24 protein-coding genes and 1 tRNA gene are annotated in these 20,404 nt (G+C 68.9%); 8 read left to right on the top strand and 17 right to left on the bottom strand.

Going from position 1 to position 20,404, the window contains the following annotated elements; genetic code table 11:
* Window positions 1–9 precede the first annotated feature (9 nt).
* From ybeY to IWH25_RS00745, 4 genes are read right to left on the bottom strand one after another with little or no spacing between them, the layout of a single operon-like run.
* Window positions 10–465 carry an rRNA maturation RNase YbeY gene (gene ybeY / locus IWH25_RS00730; RefSeq protein ID WP_203387450.1) on the bottom strand — a complete coding sequence of 152 codons (456 nt, stop codon included), beginning with the start codon at window positions 463–465 and terminating at the stop codon, window positions 10–12.
* Window positions 462–1,454 (bottom strand): PhoH family protein, encoded by a 993-nt coding sequence (locus IWH25_RS00735; protein ID WP_203387451.1) that lies wholly within the window; start codon window positions 1,452–1,454, stop codon window positions 462–464. Before IWH25_RS00735 ends, ybeY begins: the two co-directional genes overlap by 4 nt.
* Complete coding sequence (gene miaB / locus IWH25_RS00740) at window positions 1,444–2,781, bottom strand: tRNA (N6-isopentenyl adenosine(37)-C2)-methylthiotransferase MiaB (protein WP_203387452.1); 1,338 nt, start codon at window positions 2,779–2,781, stop codon at window positions 1,444–1,446. The genes IWH25_RS00735 and miaB overlap by 11 nt, the downstream gene beginning before the upstream one ends.
* A gap of 27 nt (window positions 2,782–2,808) precedes the next feature.
* Window positions 2,809–3,171 carry a hypothetical protein gene (locus IWH25_RS00745; protein ID WP_203387453.1) on the bottom strand — a complete coding sequence of 121 codons (363 nt, stop codon included), beginning with the start codon at window positions 3,169–3,171 and terminating at the stop codon, window positions 2,809–2,811.
* An 85-nt stretch (window positions 3,172–3,256) separates the two neighbouring features.
* Between IWH25_RS00745 and IWH25_RS00750 the strand changes: the two genes are divergently transcribed.
* Window positions 3,257–3,333 (top strand) — tRNA-Met (locus IWH25_RS00750).
* 137 nt (window positions 3,334–3,470) lie between these two features.
* Complete coding sequence (locus IWH25_RS00755) at window positions 3,471–4,097, top strand: c-type cytochrome (RefSeq protein WP_203387454.1); 627 nt, start codon at window positions 3,471–3,473, stop codon at window positions 4,095–4,097.
* Window positions 4,098–4,163: 66 nt separating this feature from the next.
* On the opposite strand, the gene IWH25_RS00760 is transcribed toward IWH25_RS00755, so the two are convergent.
* The 11 genes from IWH25_RS00760 to IWH25_RS00810 form a co-directional block, all read right to left on the bottom strand.
* On the bottom strand, window positions 4,164–4,448 hold the full coding sequence (locus IWH25_RS00760; RefSeq protein ID WP_203387455.1) for an HU family DNA-binding protein: 285 nt from the start codon (window positions 4,446–4,448) through the stop codon (window positions 4,164–4,166).
* A 122-nt stretch (window positions 4,449–4,570) separates the two neighbouring features.
* On the bottom strand, window positions 4,571–5,311 hold the full coding sequence (locus tag IWH25_RS00765; RefSeq protein ID WP_203387456.1) for an ABC transporter ATP-binding protein: 741 nt from the start codon (window positions 5,309–5,311) through the stop codon (window positions 4,571–4,573).
* On the bottom strand, window positions 5,308–7,095 hold the full coding sequence (locus IWH25_RS00770; RefSeq protein ID WP_376990126.1) for a branched-chain amino acid ABC transporter ATP-binding protein/permease: 1,788 nt from the start codon (window positions 7,093–7,095) through the stop codon (window positions 5,308–5,310). The genes IWH25_RS00765 and IWH25_RS00770 overlap by 4 nt, the downstream gene beginning before the upstream one ends.
* Window positions 7,092–8,129, bottom strand: a complete 1,038-nt coding sequence (locus IWH25_RS00775; RefSeq protein WP_203387457.1) for a branched-chain amino acid ABC transporter permease — start codon at window positions 8,127–8,129, stop codon at window positions 7,092–7,094. Before IWH25_RS00775 ends, IWH25_RS00770 begins: the two co-directional genes overlap by 4 nt.
* Before the next feature lie 79 nt (window positions 8,130–8,208).
* A complete protein-coding gene (locus IWH25_RS00780) occupies window positions 8,209–9,354 on the bottom strand; it encodes an ABC transporter substrate-binding protein (protein WP_376990125.1) in 1,146 nt (381 codons plus the stop codon).
* A gap of 54 nt (window positions 9,355–9,408) precedes the next feature.
* Window positions 9,409–10,053 carry a maleylacetoacetate isomerase gene (maiA, locus tag IWH25_RS00785; RefSeq protein ID WP_203389117.1) on the bottom strand — a complete coding sequence of 215 codons (645 nt, stop codon included), beginning with the start codon at window positions 10,051–10,053 and terminating at the stop codon, window positions 9,409–9,411.
* A gap of 5 nt (window positions 10,054–10,058) precedes the next feature.
* A complete protein-coding gene (locus IWH25_RS00790) occupies window positions 10,059–11,045 on the bottom strand; it encodes a fumarylacetoacetate hydrolase family protein (RefSeq protein ID WP_203387459.1) in 987 nt (328 codons plus the stop codon).
* A gap of 78 nt (window positions 11,046–11,123) precedes the next feature.
* Window positions 11,124–11,663 (bottom strand): VOC family protein, encoded by a 540-nt coding sequence (locus IWH25_RS00795; RefSeq protein ID WP_203387460.1) that lies wholly within the window; start codon window positions 11,661–11,663, stop codon window positions 11,124–11,126.
* 16 nt (window positions 11,664–11,679) lie between these two features.
* The gene (locus tag IWH25_RS00800; protein WP_203387461.1) at window positions 11,680–11,907 is read right to left on the bottom strand and encodes a DUF2783 domain-containing protein; all 228 of its coding nucleotides are present in this window, start codon (window positions 11,905–11,907) and stop codon (window positions 11,680–11,682) included.
* Window positions 11,908–11,921: 14 nt separating this feature from the next.
* The gene (locus IWH25_RS00805) at window positions 11,922–13,589 is read right to left on the bottom strand and encodes an FAD-dependent oxidoreductase (RefSeq protein WP_203387462.1); all 1,668 of its coding nucleotides are present in this window, start codon (window positions 13,587–13,589) and stop codon (window positions 11,922–11,924) included.
* Between the two features lie 61 nt (window positions 13,590–13,650).
* Window positions 13,651–14,613 carry an MBL fold metallo-hydrolase gene (locus IWH25_RS00810; protein WP_203387463.1) on the bottom strand — a complete coding sequence of 321 codons (963 nt, stop codon included), beginning with the start codon at window positions 14,611–14,613 and terminating at the stop codon, window positions 13,651–13,653.
* A 165-nt stretch (window positions 14,614–14,778) separates the two neighbouring features.
* Between IWH25_RS00810 and IWH25_RS00815 the strand changes: the two genes are divergently transcribed.
* Complete coding sequence (locus tag IWH25_RS00815) at window positions 14,779–15,561, top strand: IclR family transcriptional regulator (protein WP_203387464.1); 783 nt, start codon at window positions 14,779–14,781, stop codon at window positions 15,559–15,561.
* Between the two features lie 7 nt (window positions 15,562–15,568).
* Here IWH25_RS00815 and IWH25_RS00820 read toward each other — a convergent pair whose 3' ends face one another.
* Window positions 15,569–16,369 carry a Mut7-C RNAse domain-containing protein gene (locus IWH25_RS00820; protein WP_203387465.1) on the bottom strand — a complete coding sequence of 267 codons (801 nt, stop codon included), beginning with the start codon at window positions 16,367–16,369 and terminating at the stop codon, window positions 15,569–15,571.
* Window positions 16,370–16,449: 80 nt separating this feature from the next.
* Here IWH25_RS00820 and IWH25_RS00825 point away from each other — a divergent pair, with 80 nt between their 5' ends.
* The 3 genes from IWH25_RS00825 to IWH25_RS00835 all read left to right on the top strand — a co-directional run bounded on the left by IWH25_RS00825 (window position 16,450) and on the right by IWH25_RS00835 (window position 17,877).
* A complete protein-coding gene (locus IWH25_RS00825; protein WP_203387466.1) occupies window positions 16,450–16,758 on the top strand; it encodes a hypothetical protein in 309 nt (102 codons plus the stop codon).
* An 88-nt stretch (window positions 16,759–16,846) separates the two neighbouring features.
* A complete protein-coding gene (locus tag IWH25_RS00830; RefSeq protein WP_203387467.1) occupies window positions 16,847–17,302 on the top strand; it encodes a Crp/Fnr family transcriptional regulator in 456 nt (151 codons plus the stop codon).
* 77 nt (window positions 17,303–17,379) lie between these two features.
* Window positions 17,380–17,877 carry an ankyrin repeat domain-containing protein gene (locus tag IWH25_RS00835; protein ID WP_203387468.1) on the top strand — a complete coding sequence of 166 codons (498 nt, stop codon included), beginning with the start codon at window positions 17,380–17,382 and terminating at the stop codon, window positions 17,875–17,877.
* 24 nt (window positions 17,878–17,901) lie between these two features.
* Here IWH25_RS00835 and IWH25_RS00840 read toward each other — a convergent pair whose 3' ends face one another.
* Complete coding sequence (locus IWH25_RS00840; protein ID WP_203387469.1) at window positions 17,902–18,870, bottom strand: LysR family transcriptional regulator; 969 nt, start codon at window positions 18,868–18,870, stop codon at window positions 17,902–17,904.
* Between the two features lie 108 nt (window positions 18,871–18,978).
* On the opposite strand from IWH25_RS00840, the gene IWH25_RS00845 reads away from it, so the two are divergent.
* Together IWH25_RS00845 and IWH25_RS00850 are read left to right on the top strand one after the other, a co-directional pair.
* Window positions 18,979–19,842, top strand: coding sequence for a dioxygenase family protein (locus IWH25_RS00845; RefSeq protein WP_203387470.1), 864 nt, complete (start codon window positions 18,979–18,981; stop codon window positions 19,840–19,842).
* Window positions 19,839–20,384 (top strand): cytochrome b, encoded by a 546-nt coding sequence (locus tag IWH25_RS00850; protein WP_203387471.1) that lies wholly within the window; start codon window positions 19,839–19,841, stop codon window positions 20,382–20,384. The genes IWH25_RS00845 and IWH25_RS00850 overlap by 4 nt, the downstream gene beginning before the upstream one ends.
* The last annotated feature ends 20 nt before the right edge of the window (window positions 20,385–20,404 follow it).

The raw sequence follows: 20,404 nt of genomic DNA on the forward strand, positions 1-20,404 counted from the left end.
GGCGTCCGGCTAGTAGGGATCCGGGTAGCCGAGTCCCGCCAGAATCTCCCGTTCCCTGTTTTCCATGACGCGCGCGTCTTCCTCGCCCGTCTCGTGATCGTAACCCTGCAGGTGCAGCATGCCATGCACGATCAGGTGCGCGTGGTGCGCCTCGACCGGCTTGCCCTGCTCCGCCGCCTCGCGGGCGACCACCGGCGCGCAGACGACGAGGTCGCCGACGGTCAGCGGCGCCTGCTCATAGACGAAGGAGAGCACGTTGGTCGCGTAGTCCTTGCCGCGGTAGTCGCGGTTGAGCGCCCCCCCCTCGTCGGCGTCGACGTAGCGGATCGTCACCTGGCCGCCGCCGGCGAGCGCGGCGCGTGCCCAGGCACGCAGCTGGGTGCGCGACGGCAGCCCGGCCGGGTCGCAGGCGTACTGCACCGACAGGTTGAGCCGGCCGCCGGCCTTCTTCGGCGCGGCGCTCATCGCGGCGCTTCCTGCGCCTTGCCGTGCGCCTCGTAGGCGGCGACGATGCGCGCCACCAACGGATGGCGGACGACGTCCTCGGCGCCGAATTCGGTGAAGGCGATGCCGCGCACCTCCTGCAGGATGCGGCGCGCCTCGATCAACCCGCTCTTGTGTCCCTTCGGCAGGTCGACCTGGGTCGCGTCGCCGGTGATCACCGCCTTGGCGCCGATGCCGATGCGGGTGAGGAACATCTTCATCTGCTCCGGCGTCGTGTTCTGCGCTTCATCGAGGATGATGAAGGCGTGGTTCAGCGTGCGCCCGCGCATGTAGGCGAGCGGCGCGATCTCGATCGCCTGCTTCTCCAGCATCTTCATCACGCGGTCGAAACCCATCAGGTCGTAGAGCGCGTCGTAGAGCGGGCGCAGGTAGGGGTCGACCTTCTGCGCCAGGTCGCCGGGCAGGAAGCCGAGGCGCTCGCCGGCCTCGACCGCCGGCCGCGTCAGCACGATGCGCGAGACCAGTTCGCGCTCGAAGGCGTCCACCGCGCAGGCGACCGCCAGATAGGTCTTGCCGGTGCCGGCCGGACCGATGCCGAAGGTGATGTCGTGCTCCTGGATGTGCTTCAGGTATTCGACCTGCCGCGGCGTGCGCCCGTGCAGCTCGGTCTTCTTCGTCACCAGCGCCGGCGACGGGCCGCCGGCGGCGGTCAGGCCGCGCACCGGGCGGTTGAGCAGTTCGATCAGGCCGAGCTGGATCTCGTCGACCGACAGCGGCTGCTTCGCCAGGCGGTAGAAGTGCTGCAGCGCCTCGGCGCAGCGCGCCGCCGGCTCGCCCTCGCCGTGGATCGTGAAGCGCTCGCCGCGGCGGGCGATGACGACGTCGAGCGCGGTCTCGATCTGGCGCAGGTTCTCGTCGAGGACGCCGCACAGGTTGGCGAGATGCGTGTTGTCGACCGGCGACAGCAGCAGCTCGACCGGGCGCTTGCGGGCGGCGGGCTTAGCTCTCACGGGTGACGATCTCGCCGCGCAGCGAATGCGGCAGCGCCGCGGTGATGCGCACGTCGACGAAGCGGTGGATCAGCCGGGGGTTGCCGACGAAATTGACGATGCGGTTGTTGTCGGTGCGCCCGGCGAGCTCGGCCTCGTTCTTCTTCGACACGCCCTCGACCAGCACGCGCTGCACGCTGCCGACCATCGACTCGCTGACCGCCGACGCCAGCGCGTCGATGCGCTTCTGCAGGCGCATCAGGCGGGCGGTCTTGAGCTCGGCCGGCGTGTCGTCGGGCAGCTCGGCGGCCGGCGTCCCCGGCCGCGTGCTGTAGATGAACGAGAACGAGGCGTCGAAGCCGACCTCGTCGATCAGCTTCATCGTCTTCTCGTAGTCGTCCTCGGTCTCGCCGGGGAAGCCGACGATGAAGTCGGTGGACAGCGACAGGTCCGGCCGCGCCGCACGCAGCTTGCGGACGATCGACTTGTACTCGAGCGCGGTGTAGTTGCGCTTCATCGCCGCCAGGATGCGGTCCGAGCCCGACTGCACCGGCAGGTGCAGGTGCGAGACCAGCTTCGGTACTTTCGCGTAGGTGTCGATCAGGCGCTGCGTCATCTCGCGCGGGTGCGAGGTCGTGTAGCGGATGCGTTCGATGCCGGGAATCTCGGCGATGTACTCGATCAGCATCGCCAGGTCGGCGATCTCGTCCGAACCGGCCATCGCGCCGCGGTAGGCGTTCACGTTCTGGCCGAGCAGCGTCACTTCCCTGACGCCCTGGTCGGCGAGCCCGGCGACCTCGGTCAGCACGTCGTCGAACGGGCGCGACACTTCCTCGCCGCGCGTGTAGGGCACGATGCAGAAGGTGCAGAACTTCGAGCAGCCCTCCATGATCGAGACGAAGGCGGCGGCCCCCTCGACCTTGGCCGGCGGCAGCGCGTCGAACTTCTCGATCTCGGGGAAGGAGATGTCGACCGCCGCCCGGCCCTTCTCGCGCCGCTCGGCGATCAGCTGCGGCAGGCGATGCAGCGTCTGCGGCCCGAACACGACGTCGACGTAGGGCGCGCGGGCGACGATCGCCGCGCCTTCCTGGCTGGCGACGCAGCCGCCGACGCCGATGACCAGGTTCGGGTTCTGCTGCTTCAGGTGGCGGACGCGGCCGAGGTCGTGGAAGACCTTCTCCTGCGCCTTCTCGCGCACCGAGCAGGTGTTGAAGAGGATGATGTCGGCTTCCTCGGGGTTGTCGGTCTTCACCACCCCCTCGGAAGCGTTGAGCACGTCGGCCATCTTGTCCGAATCGTACTCGTTCATCTGGCACCCGAAGGTGCGGATGAAGAGTTTCTTTGGCATTACGGAATGTCGATCAGGTTGCGGATATCAGGGAGCGGCGACCTCGGTGCGGGTCAGCACCCAGACGCGGAAGACCGCGCCGGACGGGTCGAGCTGGTAGCGAACCGGGACCTTTTCCTGGATCGTCCCGGGCATGACGATCAGGTTCTGCTGGTTGCGGATCAGCAGGCCCGGCGCGCGCGGCAGCGCCTTGCCGTCGATGACGACTTCCATCATCCCGACCGGCGGCGCCATCTCCCCCTTCCTTGTCCCGTCGGGGAAGGCACGCGCGCCGGCCACGCCGAGTTCGGGCGGCGCAGGCGGCGCGTAGACCGCGTTCTCCATCGCAGTATTGACGGCGGAGCCGACGATACTGTTGATCATGGAGGCAAGAATGGCGGGAACCGGCATGGAATCAATTATATACGACAGAAACGGCCGGCAAGCGGAAACTTGACCGGCAATCGGGCACCCCCTATAATCCGACCCCTTTCATGGTGATGTAGCTCAGACGGTTAGAGCGACGGATTCATAACCCGTAGGTCGGCGGTTCGATTCCGCCCATCACCACCAGTTTCCCGGACGGCCCGCAGCGATGCGGGCCGTTGCCGTTTACTCCCCGCCCCTGCCCCGCCGATGCGCTTCCTAAGCGTCCGTCATTGAGCTATCATCGCCGCCGAACAATAACCGTACAAATTATAAGGTTATCGATGATCCGCCCGACGCTGACCTTGCTGGCGCTGCTGCTGAGCGCCGCCGCTGCCGCCCAACCCGGCGCCCTCGATCGCCTGCGCGCGCTGCAGGCCAACCCGGCCGCCAGCAAGGCGGCCGCCGAGCAGGGCCGGCAGGCGGCGTTCTTCTGCGTGAACTGCCATGGCGAGGACGGCAACAGCCAGATTCCGGAAGTGCCGAGCCTGGCCGGGCAGAACCCCGCCTACCTGATCGAGCAGATGCGCAAGTTCGGCGCCGGCGAGCGCCGCGACCCGTTCATGCAGGGACTGATCAAGGTGCTGAAGGACGAGGAGCGCGCGCAGATCGCGCTCTACTACGCCGCGGGCAGGCCGCAGGCGAACAAGGCCAACGCGACGCTGGCGGCACAGGGCAGGAGCCGGTTCGAGAAGAGCTGTGCGACCTGCCACGGTCCGCGCGGGCGCGGCAACGACGCCGAACTGATTCCGCGCATCGCCGGCCAGAAGCCCGCCTATCTGGAAAGTTCGATCACCCGCTACCGCAACCGCAGCGGCGAGCGCAACGACCCGCGCATGACGGCGGTGACGGCGAACCTCGCCAAGGACGAGATCGTCGCGCTGGCCAACTATCTGGCCAGCCTAGACTGAGCCGGCGCCGGAAAAGCGGAAGGCCGCCCGCAGGCGGCCTTCCGCTTTTTTCCTTTGCAGCGGGTATTACTTCTTCTTCTTGGCGACAGCGGCCTTGAAGGACGCGCCAGCCGAGAACTTCGGCACGGTCGTCGCCGGGATCTTGATGGCGGCGCCGGTCTTCGGGTTCTTGCCGGTGCGGGCGGCGCGCTTGGCGGCCTTGAAGGAACCGAAGCCAACCAGGGTCACATTGTCACCCTTGGAAACTGCCGTGGTGATGGCGGCAACGGCGGCGTCGAGGGCGCGACCGGCAGCAGCCTTGCTGATATCGGCACCAGCAGCGATGGCATCGATGAGTTCGCTCTTGTTCATGCAAGTGTCTCCTACGTGTGAGTGTGTTGACGGAAGGCGGTAGCCGCGAGTGATTGTGTCATAGGCTTTTTTCAAATGCCACAACTTTTTTTGCAACTTTTTTTCGGCTCAAGCCTTGCGCCTCAATGCTTCCCACCCAGTCCGAGGTACGCCTCGATGACGCGGGGGTCGTTGGCAAGTTCCTTGCTGGGCCCCGCCAGCGAGATTTCGCCGGTCTCCAGAACATAACCGAAATCCGCTACCTGCAAGGCCGCGCGGGCATTTTGCTCGACCAGCAGCACGGACACGCCCATCTCGCGCAGCCGGGAAACGGTGCGGAAAATCTCGCGGATGATCAGCGGCGCCAGGCCCAGACTGGGCTCGTCGAGCATCAGCAGCTTCGGTTTGGCCATCAGCGCACGGCCCATCGCCAGCATCTGCCGCTCGCCGCCGGAGAGCGTTCCGGCGAGCTGCGTCGCGCGCTCGCGGAGGCGGGGGAAGATGCCGTAGACCTCGGCCATCGTCGTCCGGAAGTCCTTGTCACCACGGCGGTAGCGGTCGAAGGCGCCGAGCAACAGGTTGTCCTCGACGCTCATGTCGGCGAACAGCTCGCGCTTCTCCGGGACCAGCGTCAGGCCGAGGCCGACGCGCTCCTCGACCTCGAAGTCGTTGCCGAGCGCGCGGCCGACGTAGCTGACCTCGCCGCGGCCAGGCAGAAGGCCCATCAGGCACGAGAGCAACGTCGTCTTGCCGGCGCCGTTGGGGCCGATGACGGTGACGATCTCGCCCTCGCGGATGGTCAGGCTGACCTTGTGCAGCGCCTCGACCTTGCCGTAGGAAACCGACAGGTCCTTCGCTTCGAGCAGTACGGGACGCAGACTCATTCGACACCTCCCAGATAGGCCTGCAGCACCTTCGGATCCTCCTGGATCTGCTTGGGCAGGCCCTCGGCGAGCTTCTCGCCGAATTCCATGACGACCACGCGGTCGGCGAGCCCCATCACGAAATCCATGTCGTGCTCGACCAGCAGGATGCCCATGCCTTCGCCGCGCAGCTTCCTGAGCAGCTCGGCGAGCGCCTGCTTTTCCAGGTAGCGGAGGCCGGCGGCGGGCTCGTCGAGCAGCAGCAGGCAGGGGTCGGCGGCCAGCGCGCGGGCGATCTCGACGATCCGCTGCTTGCCCAGCGGCAGGCTGCCGGCGGCGTCGAACAGGTGCTCGCCGAGGCCGACGCGTTCGATCTGCCGCGCCGACTCGTGGCGCAGCCGGCGCTCCTCGTCGCGGTCGAGGCGGCACGAGGCGTGCACGAAATTGCGGCTGCCGCGCAGGTGGGCGCCGATGGCGACGTTGTCGAGCACGCTCATCGTCGGCAGCAGGCGTACGTGCTGGAAGGTCCGGCTCATGCCGCGGCGGGCGATCTCGCGCGACTCCAGCCGCTCGACGCGCTGGTTGAGGAAGCGCACCTCGCCCTCGGTCGGCGGATTGACGCCCGAGATGCAGTTGAACATCGTGCTTTTTCCCGCGCCGTTCGGGCCGATCAGCGCCATCACCTCGCCCGCGCGCACGGTGAAGCTGACCGCGTTGTTGGCGGTGAGGCCGCCGAAGCGCTTGCTCACCTCGCGCACCTCGAGGATGGTGTCGCCGGCCTGCGGCATCTCGCGTTTCGGCAGCCGCTCGGCCTCGGCGACGCGGCCGCTGGCGTTCGCCGCCAACGCCGGCCACAGGCGCTCGACGCGCGCCAGCAGCACCGGCCACAGCCCGTCGCGGGCGCGGTGCAGCACGAAGATCATGACCAGGCCGAAGACGATCACCTCGAAGTTGCCGGACTGGCCGAGCAGCTTCGGCAGCAGGTCCTGCAGCCACTGCTTGAGGATGGTGATCAGGCCGGCGCCCAGCAGCGCGCCCCAGACGTGACCGACGCCGCCGATCACCGCCATGAACAGGTACTCGATGCCCTGCGTCAGCGAGAACGGCGTCGGGTTCACGAAGCGCTGCAGGTGCGCATAGAGCCAGCCGGAGACGCAGGCGAACTGCGCGGCGACGGTGAAGATGACGATCTTGTACCAGGCGGTGTTCACCCCCATCGCCTCGGCCATCACGACGCCGCCCTTCAAGGCGCGGATGGCGCGGCCGTCGCGCGAGTCGAGCAGGTTCTGCGTGGCGACGATGCCGAGCATCAGCGCGATCCAGATCAGGTAGAAGAACTCGCGGCCGCTCTTCAGCGCGATGCCGAACAGGCTCACCGGCGGGATGCCGCCGAGCCCGGTGTGGCCGCCGAAGGCCTCGATGTTGCCGAACAGGAAGTAGAGGCTGATACCCCAGGCGATGGTGCCCAGCGGCAGGTAGTGGCCGCCCATGCGCAGCGTGATGAAGCCGAGGAAGAGCGCGACGACGGTGGTCGCCGCGAGGGCGACCGCCAGCGTCGCCCACGGGCTCCAGCCGAAGGCGGTGGTCAGCCAGGCGGTGGCGTAGGCGCCGACGCCGACGAAGGCGGCCTGGCCGAAGCTGGTCAGGCCGCCGACGCCGGTGAGCAGCACCAGGCCGAGCGCGACCAGCGCGTAGAGGCCGATGTAGTTCGCCAGCGTCACGTAAAACTCGGCCGAGTCCGGCAGGATCACCGGCAGCAGCGCGAGCAGCAGGGCGAAGGCGATCAGGACGAGGCGCCGCATCATTCGTCCTCCTCGGCGTGGTGCGTGGTCAGCGAGCGCCACAGCAGCACCGGGATGATCAGCGTGAACACGATCACCTCCTTGAAGGCGCTGGCGTAGAACGACGAGTACGATTCGAGGAAGCCGACCAGCAGCGCGCCGGCGGCGGCTACCGGGTAGCTCGCCAGGCCGCCGATGATGGCGCCGACGAAGCCCTTCAGCCCGATCAGGAAGCCCGAGTCGTAATAGAGCGTGGTAATCGGCGAGATGAGGATGCCGGAGAAGGCGCCGATCAGCGCCGCCAGCGTAAACGAGAGCTTGCCGGCCATCGTCGTCGAGATGCCCATCAGCCGGGCGCCGGTGCGGTTCAGCGCCGTCGCCCGCAGCGCCTTGCCGTAGAGGCTGCGGCCGAAGAAGGCGTAGAGGGCGACGATCAGCACCACCGACGCCGCCAGGATCCACAGCGTCTGGTACTGCAGTGTCGTCGCGCCGAGTTCCAGCGTGCCCTCGCTGAAGGCCGGCGTGCGCGTCCCCTCGGCGCCGAAGAAGAGCAGCCCGAGGCCGATCAGCACGACATGCACGGCGACCGAGACGATCAGCAGGATCAGTACCGGCGCCTCGGCGATCGGCTGGTAGGCCAGCCGGTAGATCATCGGTCCGAGCGGCACGACGACCGCCAGCGCGAGCAGCACCTGCGCCGCCAGCGGCAGGCCGGCGAGATCCAGGTTGGCGAGCGCGAGCCACAGCGCCAGCGGCACCGCCAGGTTGAGCGCGAGGATGCGCGGCAGCTTGCGCGCACCGCCGTGGCGCAGCGCCTGCGCGCCGTCGAGCGCGGCCACCGCGGCGCCGAGGGCGACGATCAGCCACAGCGTCGCCGGCAGCTTGCCGGCCTGCAGCGTCGCCAGCGTCAGCGCGCCATAGGCGACGAACTCGCCCTGCGGGATGAAGATCACGCGCGTCACCGCGAACACCAGCACCAGCGCCAGCGCGAGCAGCGCGTAAATGGCGCCGTTGGTCAGGCCGTCCTGACCGAGGAGGAGTGCGATCTGGAAATCCATGGAAATCCCTGCGCCCGGCCTTGCCGCCGGGTGATTGGCATGGCGGCGGCAGGCACGCTGCCGCCGCCGGTTCAGCGGCTTACTTCACCAGTTTCCAGGCACCGCCCTCGATCTTGACCATGACGCGGGCACGCTGGTCGAAGCCGAGGTGGTCGGTCGGACTCATGTTGACCACGCCATGCGCCACCGGCAGGTTCTTCACGCCCTCCAGCGCGTCGCGCAGCGCGGCGCGGAACTCCTTGCTGCCCGGCTGCGCCTTCTTCAGTGCCACCGGTGCCGCCGCCTCGAGCAGCTTGAAGGCATCCCAGGCGTGCGCGCCGAAGGTCGACACGCTGCCCTTGCCGTGCGCCCCCTCGTACTTGGCGACGTATTCCTGCGCCGACTTCTTGACCGGATTGTCGGCCGGCAGCTGGTCGGCGACCAGCACCGGACCGGCGGGCAGGAAGGTACCCTCGCAGTCCTTGCCGCAGACGCGCAGGAAGTCGTTGTTGGCGACGCCGTGCGTCTGGTAGATCAGGCCCTTGTAGCCGCGCTCCTTGAGCGCCTTCTGCGGCAGTGCGGCGGGCGTGCCGGCGCCGCCGATCAGCACCGCATCCGGCTTGGCGGCGATGATCTTCAGCACCTGGCCGGTGACCGAGGTGTCGGCGCGGTTGAAGCGCTCGTTGGCGACGATCTCGATCTTGCGCGCCTGCGCGACGCCGGCGAACTCGTTCGCCCAGCCCTCGCCGTAGGCGTCGGAGAAGCCGATGTAGGCGACCTTCTTCACGCCGTTGTTGCTCATGTGTTCGGAGATCGCGGTGGACATCTGCGCGTCGTTCTGCGGCGTCTTGTAGACCCAGCGGCGCTTGCCGTCGACCGGGTCGACGATGGCGCGCGACGCGGACATCGAGATCATCGGCGTCTCGGCCTCGGCGGCGACGTCGATCATCGCCAGCGAAGCCGGCGTGATGGTCGAGCCGATGATCACGTCGACCTTCTCCTCGGCGACGAACTTCTTCGCGTTCTTCACCGCGGTGGTGGTGTCGGAGGCGTCGTCGAGCAGCACGATCTTCACCTTCTGGCCGGCGATGGTCTGCGGCACCAGCGCGAAGGTGTTCTTCTCGGGAATGCCGAGCGAGGCGGCGGGACCGGTCGCCGACACGGTAACGCCGACGGTGATGTCGGCGAACGCGGCGGCGGCGGGAAGGGCAAGCAGCAGGGTAGCGATCAGCTTCTTTTGTTTCATCATGGTCTCCTCCAGAATGAACTGCATCGATCCTTCGAATTCAGGGCTTCGCGGCTACTCGGCGTCCGGCTGGTTCTCCGGGGCGGCGGCGACAAAAGCCGGCAGCGTACGACATTCCGCGTCGATGCGCACCACCGTCGGCACGTGGTCGAGGCGGCAACCGAAACGACGGGCGTTGAACACCTGCGGCACCAGGCAGCAGTCGGCGAGCGTCGGATGGCCGCCGTGGCAGAACTTCCAGCTCTCCGGGTTGCCGGCGACGCGCGCCTCGACCGCAGCCAGGCCGACCTCGACCCAGTGCCGGTACCAGGCGAGCTTCTGCTCCTCGGAAACACCCAGCTCGCCGGTCAGGTACTTGAGCACGCGCAGGTTGTTGATCGGGTGGATCTCGCAGGCGACGTCGAGCGCGATCGCCCGCACCCGCGCGCGCGCCGCCGGGTCGGGCGGCAGCAGCGGCGGATAGGGATAGGCCTCGTCGAGGTACTCGATGATCGCCAGCGACTGCGACAGGTTGAGGTCGCGGTCGACCAGCGCCGGTACCGCGCCGGCCGGGTTCACGCGCCGGTAGTCGTCCTTCAGGTGCTGGCCGCCGTCCTTCACCAGATGCACCGGCACCGCCTCGTAGGCGAGGTTCTTCAAGTTGAGGGCGATGCGCACGCGGTAGGCGGCCGAGCTGCGGAAGTAGGTATAGAGCTTCAACATCGTCAGCCCGGGTACTTTTCGACGCGCTGGTCGATGGCGCCGAAGATCGTCGCGCCGGCGGCGTCAAACATCTCGATCCGCACGCGGTCGCCGAAGCGCATGAACGGCGTTTTCGGCTGGCCGTCGGCGATGGTTTCCAGGCAGCGCTTCTCGGCCAGGCAGCCGGAGCCAGTGCTGCGGTCGACGTTGGAGACGGTGCCCGAGCCGACGATCGAGCCGGCCTCCAGCTCGCGCGTCTTCGCCACGTGCGCGATCAGCTGGCCGAAGTCGAAGGTCATGTCGACGCCGGCATTGGGCCGACCGAACAGCTCGCCGTTGAGATGCACGACCAGCGGCAGGTACAGCTTGCCGCCGTCCCAGGCCGTGCCCAGTTCGTCCGGCGTCACGGCGACCGGCGAGAACGCGGTGGCCGGCTTCGACTGGAAGAAACCGAAGCCCTTGGCCAGCTCGGCCGGGATCAGGTTCCTGAGCGACACGTCGTTGGCCAGCATCAGCAGCCGGATCTGCCGGCGACCCTCGGCCGGCGTCGCGCCCATCGCCACGTCGCCGGTGACGACGGCGACTTCGGCCTCGAAGTCGATGCCCCAGGCCTCGTCGCGGGCGAGGATGGCGTCGCGCGGTCCGACGAAGGAGTCGGAGCCGCCCTGGTACATCAGCGGATCGGTCCAGAATTCGGGCGGCATGTCGGCGCCGCGCGCCTTCCGCACGAGCTCGACGTGATTGACGTAGGCCGAGCCGTCGGCCCACTGGTAGGCGCGCGGCAGCGGGCTGTGGCAGGCCGCCGGGTCGAAGGGCTCGGCGTGGCGCGCGGCGCCGTTGTTCAGCGCGGCATAGACCTCGGCGAGCTGCGGCGCGACCGCCTCCCAGTCGTCGAGCGCCGCCTGCAGCGTACGCACGATGCCCGGCACCGGCTGGCAGCGCGCCAGCTCGCGGTCGACGACGACCAGCGTGCCGTCGCGCCCTCCCCGTTTCAGCGTTGCGAGTTTCATCGTTCCCGGCTCATCCGCTCAGTATGTTTCGCGCATTGTCCGCGCATTTTCCCGCCGCCGGCTTACACCGGCTTGACGTCATTCCCCGGCATAGCTGCCATCGTGCATCCAGCGCGCGTGCTGCGGCGCCTGCTTCGTCTTCGCCCATTCGTTCAGCATGTCCCACTTCACGTCGTCGAGCATCTTCGCCATCGTCGGCGTCGCGGTGTTCGCGGCGAGCTCGAGGCGATGCCCGCTGGGGTCGAAGAAGTAGATCGACTTGAAGATGGTGTGGTCGGTCGGCCCGACCACCTCGATGCCGTCGGCCTCGAGCTTCGCCTTCACGGCGAGCAGCGTGTCGACCGAATCGACTTCCAGCGCCAGGTGCTGCGTCCACGCCGGCGTGTTCGGGTCGCGCCCCATCGGCGGCTTGGTCGGCAGCTCGAAGAAGGCGAGCACGTTGCCGCCGCCGGCATCGAGAAAGATGTGCATGTACGGGTCCGGCTCCCTCGTCGACGGCACCTCGTTCTCGGCGATCGCCAGGATGAAGCGCATGTCGAGGTACTTGCCGTACCACTCGACGGTTTCCTTGGCGTCCTTGCAGCGGTACGCGACGTGGTGGATCTTCTTGACCAGCATGGCGCTCTCCTTCGCGTCAGACGGCGCCTTCACGCGCCTTGGCCAGCGCCTCGCGCAGCACCGACAGGTCGCCGATGTGGTTGGCCAGCAGCAGGATCAGCTGCGCGTTGAGCATCGCGCTCTGCGCGTCGTCGAGGTCGCGGTGCGCGTCGATCAGCATCTCGTAGAAATCGTCGCCGGGCGAGAAGGCGCGGAAGTAGCGCTTGCCGGGTTCGGCGAAGTTCGGGGTCAGCGTCAGGGGCATGGCAATTCCTCCGCTCAGGCGTTGCAGGTGGCACGCGCGACCGCGGCGCGCACCTTGTGGGCGTCGAACCGGCGCCAGCGGGCGACGACGTGCTGGTCCGGGCGCAGCAGGTAGACGCTGCCCTCGCGCGCGTCGTAGCGCTTGGCGACGAGGTGCATCAGGTCGTGCAGCACGCGCGCGCCATCGACGCTGCCGGCCTTCTCGGAAACGACGACCGGCTCGACCGGCAGCGCATCGACGGTCAGCTCGCGCAGGCGCTCGAGCCTGTCGCCGAGGCGCTCGGCGACGTCGGTGAAGTACAGCAGCTGAAAGCCCCGGCCGCCGATCTGGTCGAGCAGCCAGCCCTTGCTGCCGTCGGCCAGCCCGACCGGCGCGTCGTCCATCGGCGCGCCCGGCACCATGCGGCCGGCGAACTCGTCCTCGTCCGCGGTGTTCAGCGGCGAATCGACGAGGAAAGCGGGCACCGACAGGCGCCCGGAGTTGACCAGCGCGCGGCCGAAGGCATGGTGCTCGGCGAGCGTCAGCACGGCGTTGCGGAACAGCCGCGAGGTGTTGCTCTTCGGCGTGATGAAGTCGGTCGAGCGCGTCGAGTTCAGGATGTTCTCGTCGGCGGCGGCGACGCGCTCCGAGGAATAGCTGTCGAGCAGTTTTTCCGGCGCCTTGCCGTCGATCACCAGCTTCAGCTTCCAGACCAGGTTGTCGGTGTCCTGGATGCCGGAGTTGGCGCCGCGCGCGCCGAACGGGGAGACCTGGTGCGCGGCGTCGCCGACGAAAAGCACGCGGCCATGGCGGAATTCCTGCATGCGCCGGCACTGGAAGGTGTAGACGCTGACCCACTCCAGCTCGAACTCGCGCTCGTCGCCGAGCATCGCCTTGATCCGCGGGATCACCTTCTCCGGCTTCTTCTCCTCCTCCGGGTCGGCATTCCAGCCGAGCTGGAAGTCGATGCGCCAGACGTTGTCGGCCTGCCGGTGCAGCAGCACCGACTGTCCGGGATGGAAGGGCGGGTCGAACCAGAACCAGCGCTCGGCCGGAAAGTCGGCCTTCATCACGACGTCGGCGATCAGGAAGCGGTCGTGGAAGATCTTGCCCTCGACCTCGAGCCCCATCAGCTTGCGGATCGGGCTCTTCGCGCCGTCGGCGGCGATCAGCCAGTCGGCCTCGATGCCGTAGGTGCCGTCCGGCGTCTCGATCGTCAGCCGGACCTGGTCGGACATGCGCTGCACCGAGACGACACGGTTCTTCCAGCGCAGGTCGACGCCGAGCTCGACGCAGCGCTCGACCAGGTACTGCTCGAGGTAATACTGCTGCAGGTTGATCATCCCCGGCCGCTTGTGGTCCGGTTCCGGCAGCAGGTTGAAGTTGAACACCTCCTCCTCGTGGAAGAAGGTGCGGCCGACGTTCCACGACACGCCCTTGGCGCAGACGCGCTCGCCGACGCCGAGGCGGTCGAGGATCTCCAGCGCGCGCTTGGCGTAACAGACGCCGCGCGAGCCGATCGAGACGGTGTCGTCCTCGTCGAGCAGCACCACCGGGATGCCGTGCAGCCGGCAGTCGATCGCCGCCGCCAGGCCGACCGGGCCGGCGCCGACGATGACCACCGGATAGCGGCGGGCGACGCGCTCCTTCTGCTCCTGCGGCTGCACGTAGGCGAACTTCGGATACGTGTAGGTCTTCAGCATCTTGTCTCCTCCCTCCCTCTGCCGGGGAAATCAGGTGTTGCCGAACTGCGTTGTACGGGGGTCAGTCCTGCAGCGCGTGCCACATCTCCCGGTCGCGCTCCGCGGTCCAGATGCGCGGGTCGCGGATGCCGGAGGCCTCATCATAGGCCCGCGTCACGTCGAAGGGGAGGCAGTGCTCGTAGATGAAGACCTGCGCGAAGTCCGGGTCCATGACCTTGCGCGTGTGCGCCATCGCCGCCTTCAGGTCCATGCCGGCGGCGACCGCCTCCTGCGCGCTGCGGTAGAGCGCGCTGACGAAGGCGCGGGTGTAGGCCAGCCCCTGCTGCACCTGTTCCGGCGTCTTCAGCGCCGGGCCGCGGCCCGGCACCAGCTTGTCGGCGCCGAGCGCAGACAGCCTGTCGAGCGTCTGCGGCCAGTCGGCGAGGTAGGCGTCGCCGGTGTAGCAGGCGGCGTCGTACTCGACCAGGTCGCCGGAGAACAGCACCTGCTGCTGCGGCAGCCAGACGACGGTGTCGCCCTTGGTGTGGCCGCGTCCGAGCTGCATGATCTTCACTTCGAGCTTGCCCAGCCACAGCGTCATCTCGCCCTGGAAAGCGATCGTCGGCCAGGTCAGCCCGGGCACCGACTCGACGGCGTTGAACAGGCGCGGGAAGCGGCCGATCTCGGAGGCCATGTCCTCTTTGCCGCGCTCGACGATCAGGTCGTAGGTATCCTGGCTGGCGATGATCTGCTGCAGCCCCTCGCCCTGGTAGCCGGAGGCGCCGAGCACGCGCACCGCGTGGTAGTGGGTCAGCGTCACGTACTTGATCGGCTTGTCGGTGATCGTGCGCACGTGGCGGATCACGTCCTGCGCCATCACCGGCGTCGCGGTGGCGTCGATGATCATCACCGCGTCGTCGCCGACGACGACGCCGGTGTTCGGGTCGCCCTCGGCGGTGTAGGCCCAGGCGTTGTCGGAGAGCTGCTCGAAGCTGACCCTCTTTTCTTCGAGGTCGGCCTGCGAGGCGAAGGCTTTGCTGTTCATGCGGAGACTCCGGGAAATTTCACGGCTGGACCAAAGATAAACTCCGATTTGATAATAGTCAATCAGTTTGTTAGTTGCTAACATAACAAAAACGACGACGCCCGCCCGGAGGGTAGAATGCCGCGACCGAAACGTGACAACTCCGCACAACCGAAGAGCCTCCCCATGGAAAAACCCCAGCGCGGCATCCAGTCGATCGAGGTCGGCGGCCGCCTGCTCACCACATTGGCCGAAGTCGGCGAGCCGATGACGCTGAAGGATCTGGCGCAGCAGTCAGACATGCCGGCAGCCAAGGCCCACCCCTACCTGGTCAGTTTCGGCAAGCTCGGCCTGGTCGAGCAGGATGCCGCCTCGTCGCGCTACGAGCTCGGGCCGCTGGCGCTGCAGCTCGGGCTGGCCTGCCTGCGCCGGCTGAACCCGGTGCGCCTCGGCACCCACGCGGCGACCGCGCTCGCCGAAGAGCTGCACCAGACCGTCGCGCTCGCCGTCTGGGGCAACGCCGGCCCGACCATCGTGCACATCGAGGAATCGTCGCACCCGATCCACATCAACATGCGCACCGGCACCGTGATGTCGCTGTTCAAGACGGCGACCGGCCGCGTCTTCGCCGCCTACCTGCCGGACAAGGTGATCGAGCACTACATCGACACCGCGTCGCACCACTCCTTCGCCTACCCGAAGAGCGACCTGCGCCCGTCGTGGAAGGCGATGCAGAAGACGCTGAAGGAGATCCGCGCGCACGGCATGGCGCAGGTGGTCAGCGAGCCGCTGCCGGGGATCAACGCGCTGTCGGCGCCGGTGTTCGACCACGAGGGGCATCTGGCGCTGGTGATCACCGTCCTCGGCCCGACCGCACTGTTCGACCCGGCGCTCGACGGCGACAACGCCGGCGCGCTGCGCGCCTGCTGCGCCGAACTGTCGCACCGCCTCGGCTACGCGCCGGAGTAGCCCCGCCTCAATCGATGCCGACGAACGGCGCGTCGCCGCGCCGTTCGCGCGCCGCGGCGACCGCGCGCGCCAGCCGCTCGCGCATGCGCTGCCAGTGGCCGCCCTCCCAGAACACCTTGCCGCAGGCGTCGCAGGTCGAGAAGCGCCGCTGCCGCGCGCGTACGTCCGGCGGCAGTTCCGCCGCCGCCACCTCGTCCGTCGTCGCCGCGCGCAGCGGCGCGTTGCAGTCGAGACAGCGCGAGAACGGGCGCAGGCCGTCAGCGAGGTCGAGCCGCGCCAGCACCTCGGCGAGCTGCGCGTCCGGCCGCTGCGCGTGCACGTAGCAGCCGTGCGTCAGATCGCGGCGCAGCAGCAGGTCGCGGTCGCGGCTCAACACGATGCGCCGCTCGGCGAGCGCGACGCGGACGATCTCGTCGTCGCCGACGTGGTTGTCGTAGCGCGTGTCGAAGCCGGCCAGCCGCAGCAGGCGGGCGAGCGCGCCGAGATGCGCGTCGGCGAAGAAGCGGGTGTCGCGCAGCGGCTGCGGGCGCAGACGCAGCAGCGGCGTCACGTCGAGGGCCTCGAACAGCGGATAGACGGAAACGCGGTCGCCGTCGCGCAGGCGATGCGCGAAATCGACCGGCGCGCCGTTCACCAGGATCAGTTCGATCTCGGTGTGCGGCACGCCGAGCGCCTCGACCGCGTGCTTCACCGTGGCGTCGGCGGCGACGGCGAAGGCGCTGTCGCCAAAGCGGCGCTCGCGCGCGACGAAGTCGTTGAGCTCGGCGTAGAAGCGGAAAACGGCCGTGACCGGCGGCGCGCTCGCCATGGCATCTCCTCGGCCTGCGGGAACGGTACCGCTCCAGTGTATGCTGGCGGGGCGAGCATGGCACGGGAGAACGCAGCGCGATGACGATCAGTGTCGACGAACTGGCGGACCTGATCCGCGAGATCGAGGTCGAGGACCCGATCGACTACGGCGACCTGCCCTACGACGAGGACGACCTGCGCCGGCTGGTCTGCCAGCAGATCCACGAGATTTCCGACCAAGCCGAAAAGCTCGGCGAGGACAACCGGACGACGGTGCTGCTCGCCGTCGCCGCCAAGCTGGTGCTGGAGAACCTGGTGCTGCACGTGCGCCTGCTGCAGCAACAGGGCGTGCCGCTCGACGCCGACGCCGCGGACCTGCTGCGCCGGCTGCGCGGCGGCAGCCGCTGAGCGCCGCAACCCGGCACGGATCATTGACAGCGGCGGAAGGCCGGGGCTACCGTCGTCCCCATCGCCGCTACCCCGCCCGGACCCCATCGTGAGCCAGCACATTGCCGACCTGATCGACGGACTGGAGTTCTTCCAGGAATTCGCCTACCCCGAACTGAAGACGCTCGCCGGCTATTTCGGCCAGATGCACGTCGACCAGGGCCGGGTCGTGTTCGACGAGGGCGACGCCGGCGGCTACATGCTGATCCTGATCGACGGCAAGATCTCGATCCACAAGACCGGCGAGAGCGGCCGCCACCTGCTTTCATACGAGGGCAAGGGCCGCATCATCGGCGAAATGGCGCTGCTCGACCGCGAGCGGCGTTCGGCAACCTGCGTTGCCGAGACCGACTGCGAGCTGCTGACCGTCAACCACGAGGGGCTGGACAAGCTGGCCGCCGAGCACCCGCTGCTCGCCTACCGCTTCATGTTCGCGCTGGCGCGGCTGCTCTCGAAGCGCCTGCGGCGGACCTCGGGCGTGCTCGCCGAGCACCTGGTGAGCTGACCCGGCGCGCTTGACCGCGCCCCGGCACGCGCCGACACTGTCCGCAACGATCCCGGACTGCCGCCGAGGAGGTTTTCTTGAGCACCACCGACGACCTGATCAAGGCCGTGCGCAGCGGCCAGCTCGACGCCGTGCGCGCCGCGCTCGCTGCCGGCGCCCCGGTCGAGCTCGCCGACGGCCACGGCGTTCCCGGCCTGCCGCTGGGGATCGCCTGCTTCCTCGGCCACCTCGACATCGTCCGCGAACTGGTGCGGCATGGCGCCCGGGTCAACCTGGCCGACAACCGCGAGCCGGTGTCGCCGCTGTCGATGGCGATCCGCGGCGGCAAGAGCGAGGTCGTCCGCCTGCTCGTCGAGCTCGGCGCGACAGTGCCGCCGGGAATGCAGACCGGCCTCGGCGCGCACGAGCTGGTCGCCGCGCAGTGGATCGCCAGGCGCGCCGCCGCCGGCGCCGTCGGCGATCCGGAGATCGAGGAGATCGTCATGCCGCGCGCCTTCGGCACCGATACCACGGTGCTCGAAGCCGACGCCGCCCGCGCCGCGATCGAAGCGGAAACGCAGAAGAAGAAGCGCTGACCCGCCCCCCGTCGTCCCCTGCCGTCAGCGCCCCCTCGCCCGGCGCCCGCCGCCCCCGAGCAGCGTCGCCTGCGGCGCCGTGCGGAACAGCGGCAGCGCGTCCCAGTAGGGCTCCGGCCCGATCCGCTCGGCCAGGTAGTCGACCAGCACGCGCACGCGGCGCGGCACGTAGCGGTTGCCCGGGAACACGGCATAGATGCCGAGTTCGGGCTGCGCGTAGTCGGTCAGGATCGGGCGCACGCTGCCGGCCTCGACCGCCGCCGCGGCGATGAACGACGGCGCACTGGTGATGCCGAGGCCGCGGATCGCCGCGTCGAGCAGCGCATCGCCGTTGTTCGCCAGCAGCCGGCTGCGGATCGGGAACGCGCGCGTCTCGCCGTCGACCACGAAGGGCCAGCTCGACGGTGCCGCCGGCACGTAGCCGAAGCATTCATGGTCGATCAGTTCCTCCGGCCGCCGCGGTTCGCCGCGCCGGCGCAGGTAGTCGTCGGCGGCGACCACCAGCATGCGGCAGACGCTGATCCTGCGCGCCACGTCCTGCGGCGCCAGCCGCCGGGTGATGCGGATCGCCAGGTCGATCCCCTCCTCGATCAGGTTGACGCGGCGGTCGGTGTAGTCGACTTCCAGCGTGATCTCCGGGTAGAGCGTGCCGAAGTCGAGCAGCAGCGGCGTCAGGTGGCGCAGGCCGAAGCTGAACGGCACGCTGATCCGGATATGCCCGCGCGGCACCTGCCCCTCGGCGGCGAGATCGGATTCGGCGGCCTCGACCAGGCTGAGGATTTCGCGGCACTTCTCGAGATAGGCGAGGCCGGCGGCGGTCAGGTTGAGCCGGCGCGTGCTGCGCGCGATCAGCTTGACGCCGAGGTGCGCCTCGAGCGCCGCCACCTGCCGCGTCACCACCGAGCGCGCGACGTCGAGCTGGCGGGCGACCGCCGAGAAGCTGCCCATCTCGGCGACGCGGCGGAACATCTGCATGCTTTCCAGGCGATCCATTGTTGCCTCCATAGCAACAAACAATTCCTTATTGTCGCCTATTTAAGCGCCAAACAAGCCCCTACAGTACGCCCATCGTCACTTGCCGACCCCGTCGCCGAACCCCGAATGTCCGCCCCCGCCTCGAACACCGCCCCCGCACGCACCGCCGCCAGGCCGGCGTGGCCGACGCTGTTCGTCCCGCACGGCGCACCGACCTTCGCGCTGCACCCGGGCGCCGCCGGCGCCGCGCTGACCCGCTTCGCAGCGGCGCTGCCGCGACCGCGCGCAGTCCTCGTCGTCAGCGCGCACTGGAGCACCGACGCGCCGACCGTCGGCGGCGCCGAGTGGCCGGCGACGGTGCACGACTTCCACGGCTTTCCGCCGGCGCTTGCCGCGATCCGCTACCCGGCGCCCGGGGCTCCGGCGCTCGCCGACGAGATTGCGGCGACGCTCGCCGCCGCCGGCTTCGCCGCCCGTGTCGACCGCCAGCGCGGCCTCGATCACGGTGCCTGGATTCCGCTGCGCCTGCTCTACCCGGAAGCCGACGTGCCGGTGCTGACGCTGTCGCTGCAGGCGCACCGCGGCGCCGAGCACCACCTGCGCCTCGGTCGCGCGCTCACCGGCCTGCCCGCCGCCGGCGTGCTGCTGGTCGCCTCCGGCAACCTGACGCACAACCTCGCCGACTTCCGCCTCGGCGGCGGCGACGCCGACACGCTGGCCTACGTCGGCCGCTTCGCCGACTGGGTCTGGCAGCAGCTCGAACGCGGCAGTGCCGAGGCGCTGCTGCGCTACCGCGGGCTGGCGCCGGACGCCGCGCGCGCGCACCCGAGCGAGGAACACCTGCTGCCGCTGTTCGTCGCCCTCGGCGCCGCCGGGAACGACTGGCGCGCGGAACGGATCTACAGCGGCATCGACGACCGCGTGCTGGCGATGGACAGCTTCGCCTTCCGCCCGCGCAACCCGGACAACGCCAACGGAGAACCTGCATGATCCCCGCCCCCCGCTACACCCGCACCGCGATCGTGCTGCACTGGCTGATGGCCGTGCTGCTGCTCGGCCTGTTCGCGGTCGGCCTGTACATGACCGGCCTCAAGCTGTCGCCGCAGAAGCTGCAGATCTATTCGTGGCACAAGTGGGCCGGCGTCACCGCCTTCGTCCTCGCCGCCGCGCGCATCGCCTGGCGCATCGGCCACCGGCCGCCGCCGGCGCCGATGGCGACGCCGCGCTGGCAGCAGGTCGCCGCCGAAGGCGCGCACCACCTGCTGTACCTGCTGATGCTCGCGATTCCGCTCACCGGCTGGTTGATGAGCTCGGCCAAGGGCTTCCAGACCGTCGTCTTCGGCGTGCTGCCGCTGCCCGACCTGCTGGCCAAGGACAAGGAGCTCGGCGACCTGCTGGCCATGGTGCACGCGCAGCTCAACTACGCCCTCGCCGCCGTCGTGCTGGTCCATGCCGGCGCCGCGCTGAAGCACCACCTGGTCGATCGCGACGACGTGCTGACGCGCATGCTGCCCGCCCTCAAGACCCGCTAACCCCGCCCCTGCAAGGAGAC

The sequence above is a fragment of the Azospira restricta genome, assembly GCF_016858125.1.
Classification (GTDB): domain Bacteria; phylum Pseudomonadota; class Gammaproteobacteria; order Burkholderiales; family Rhodocyclaceae; genus Proximibacter; species Proximibacter restrictus.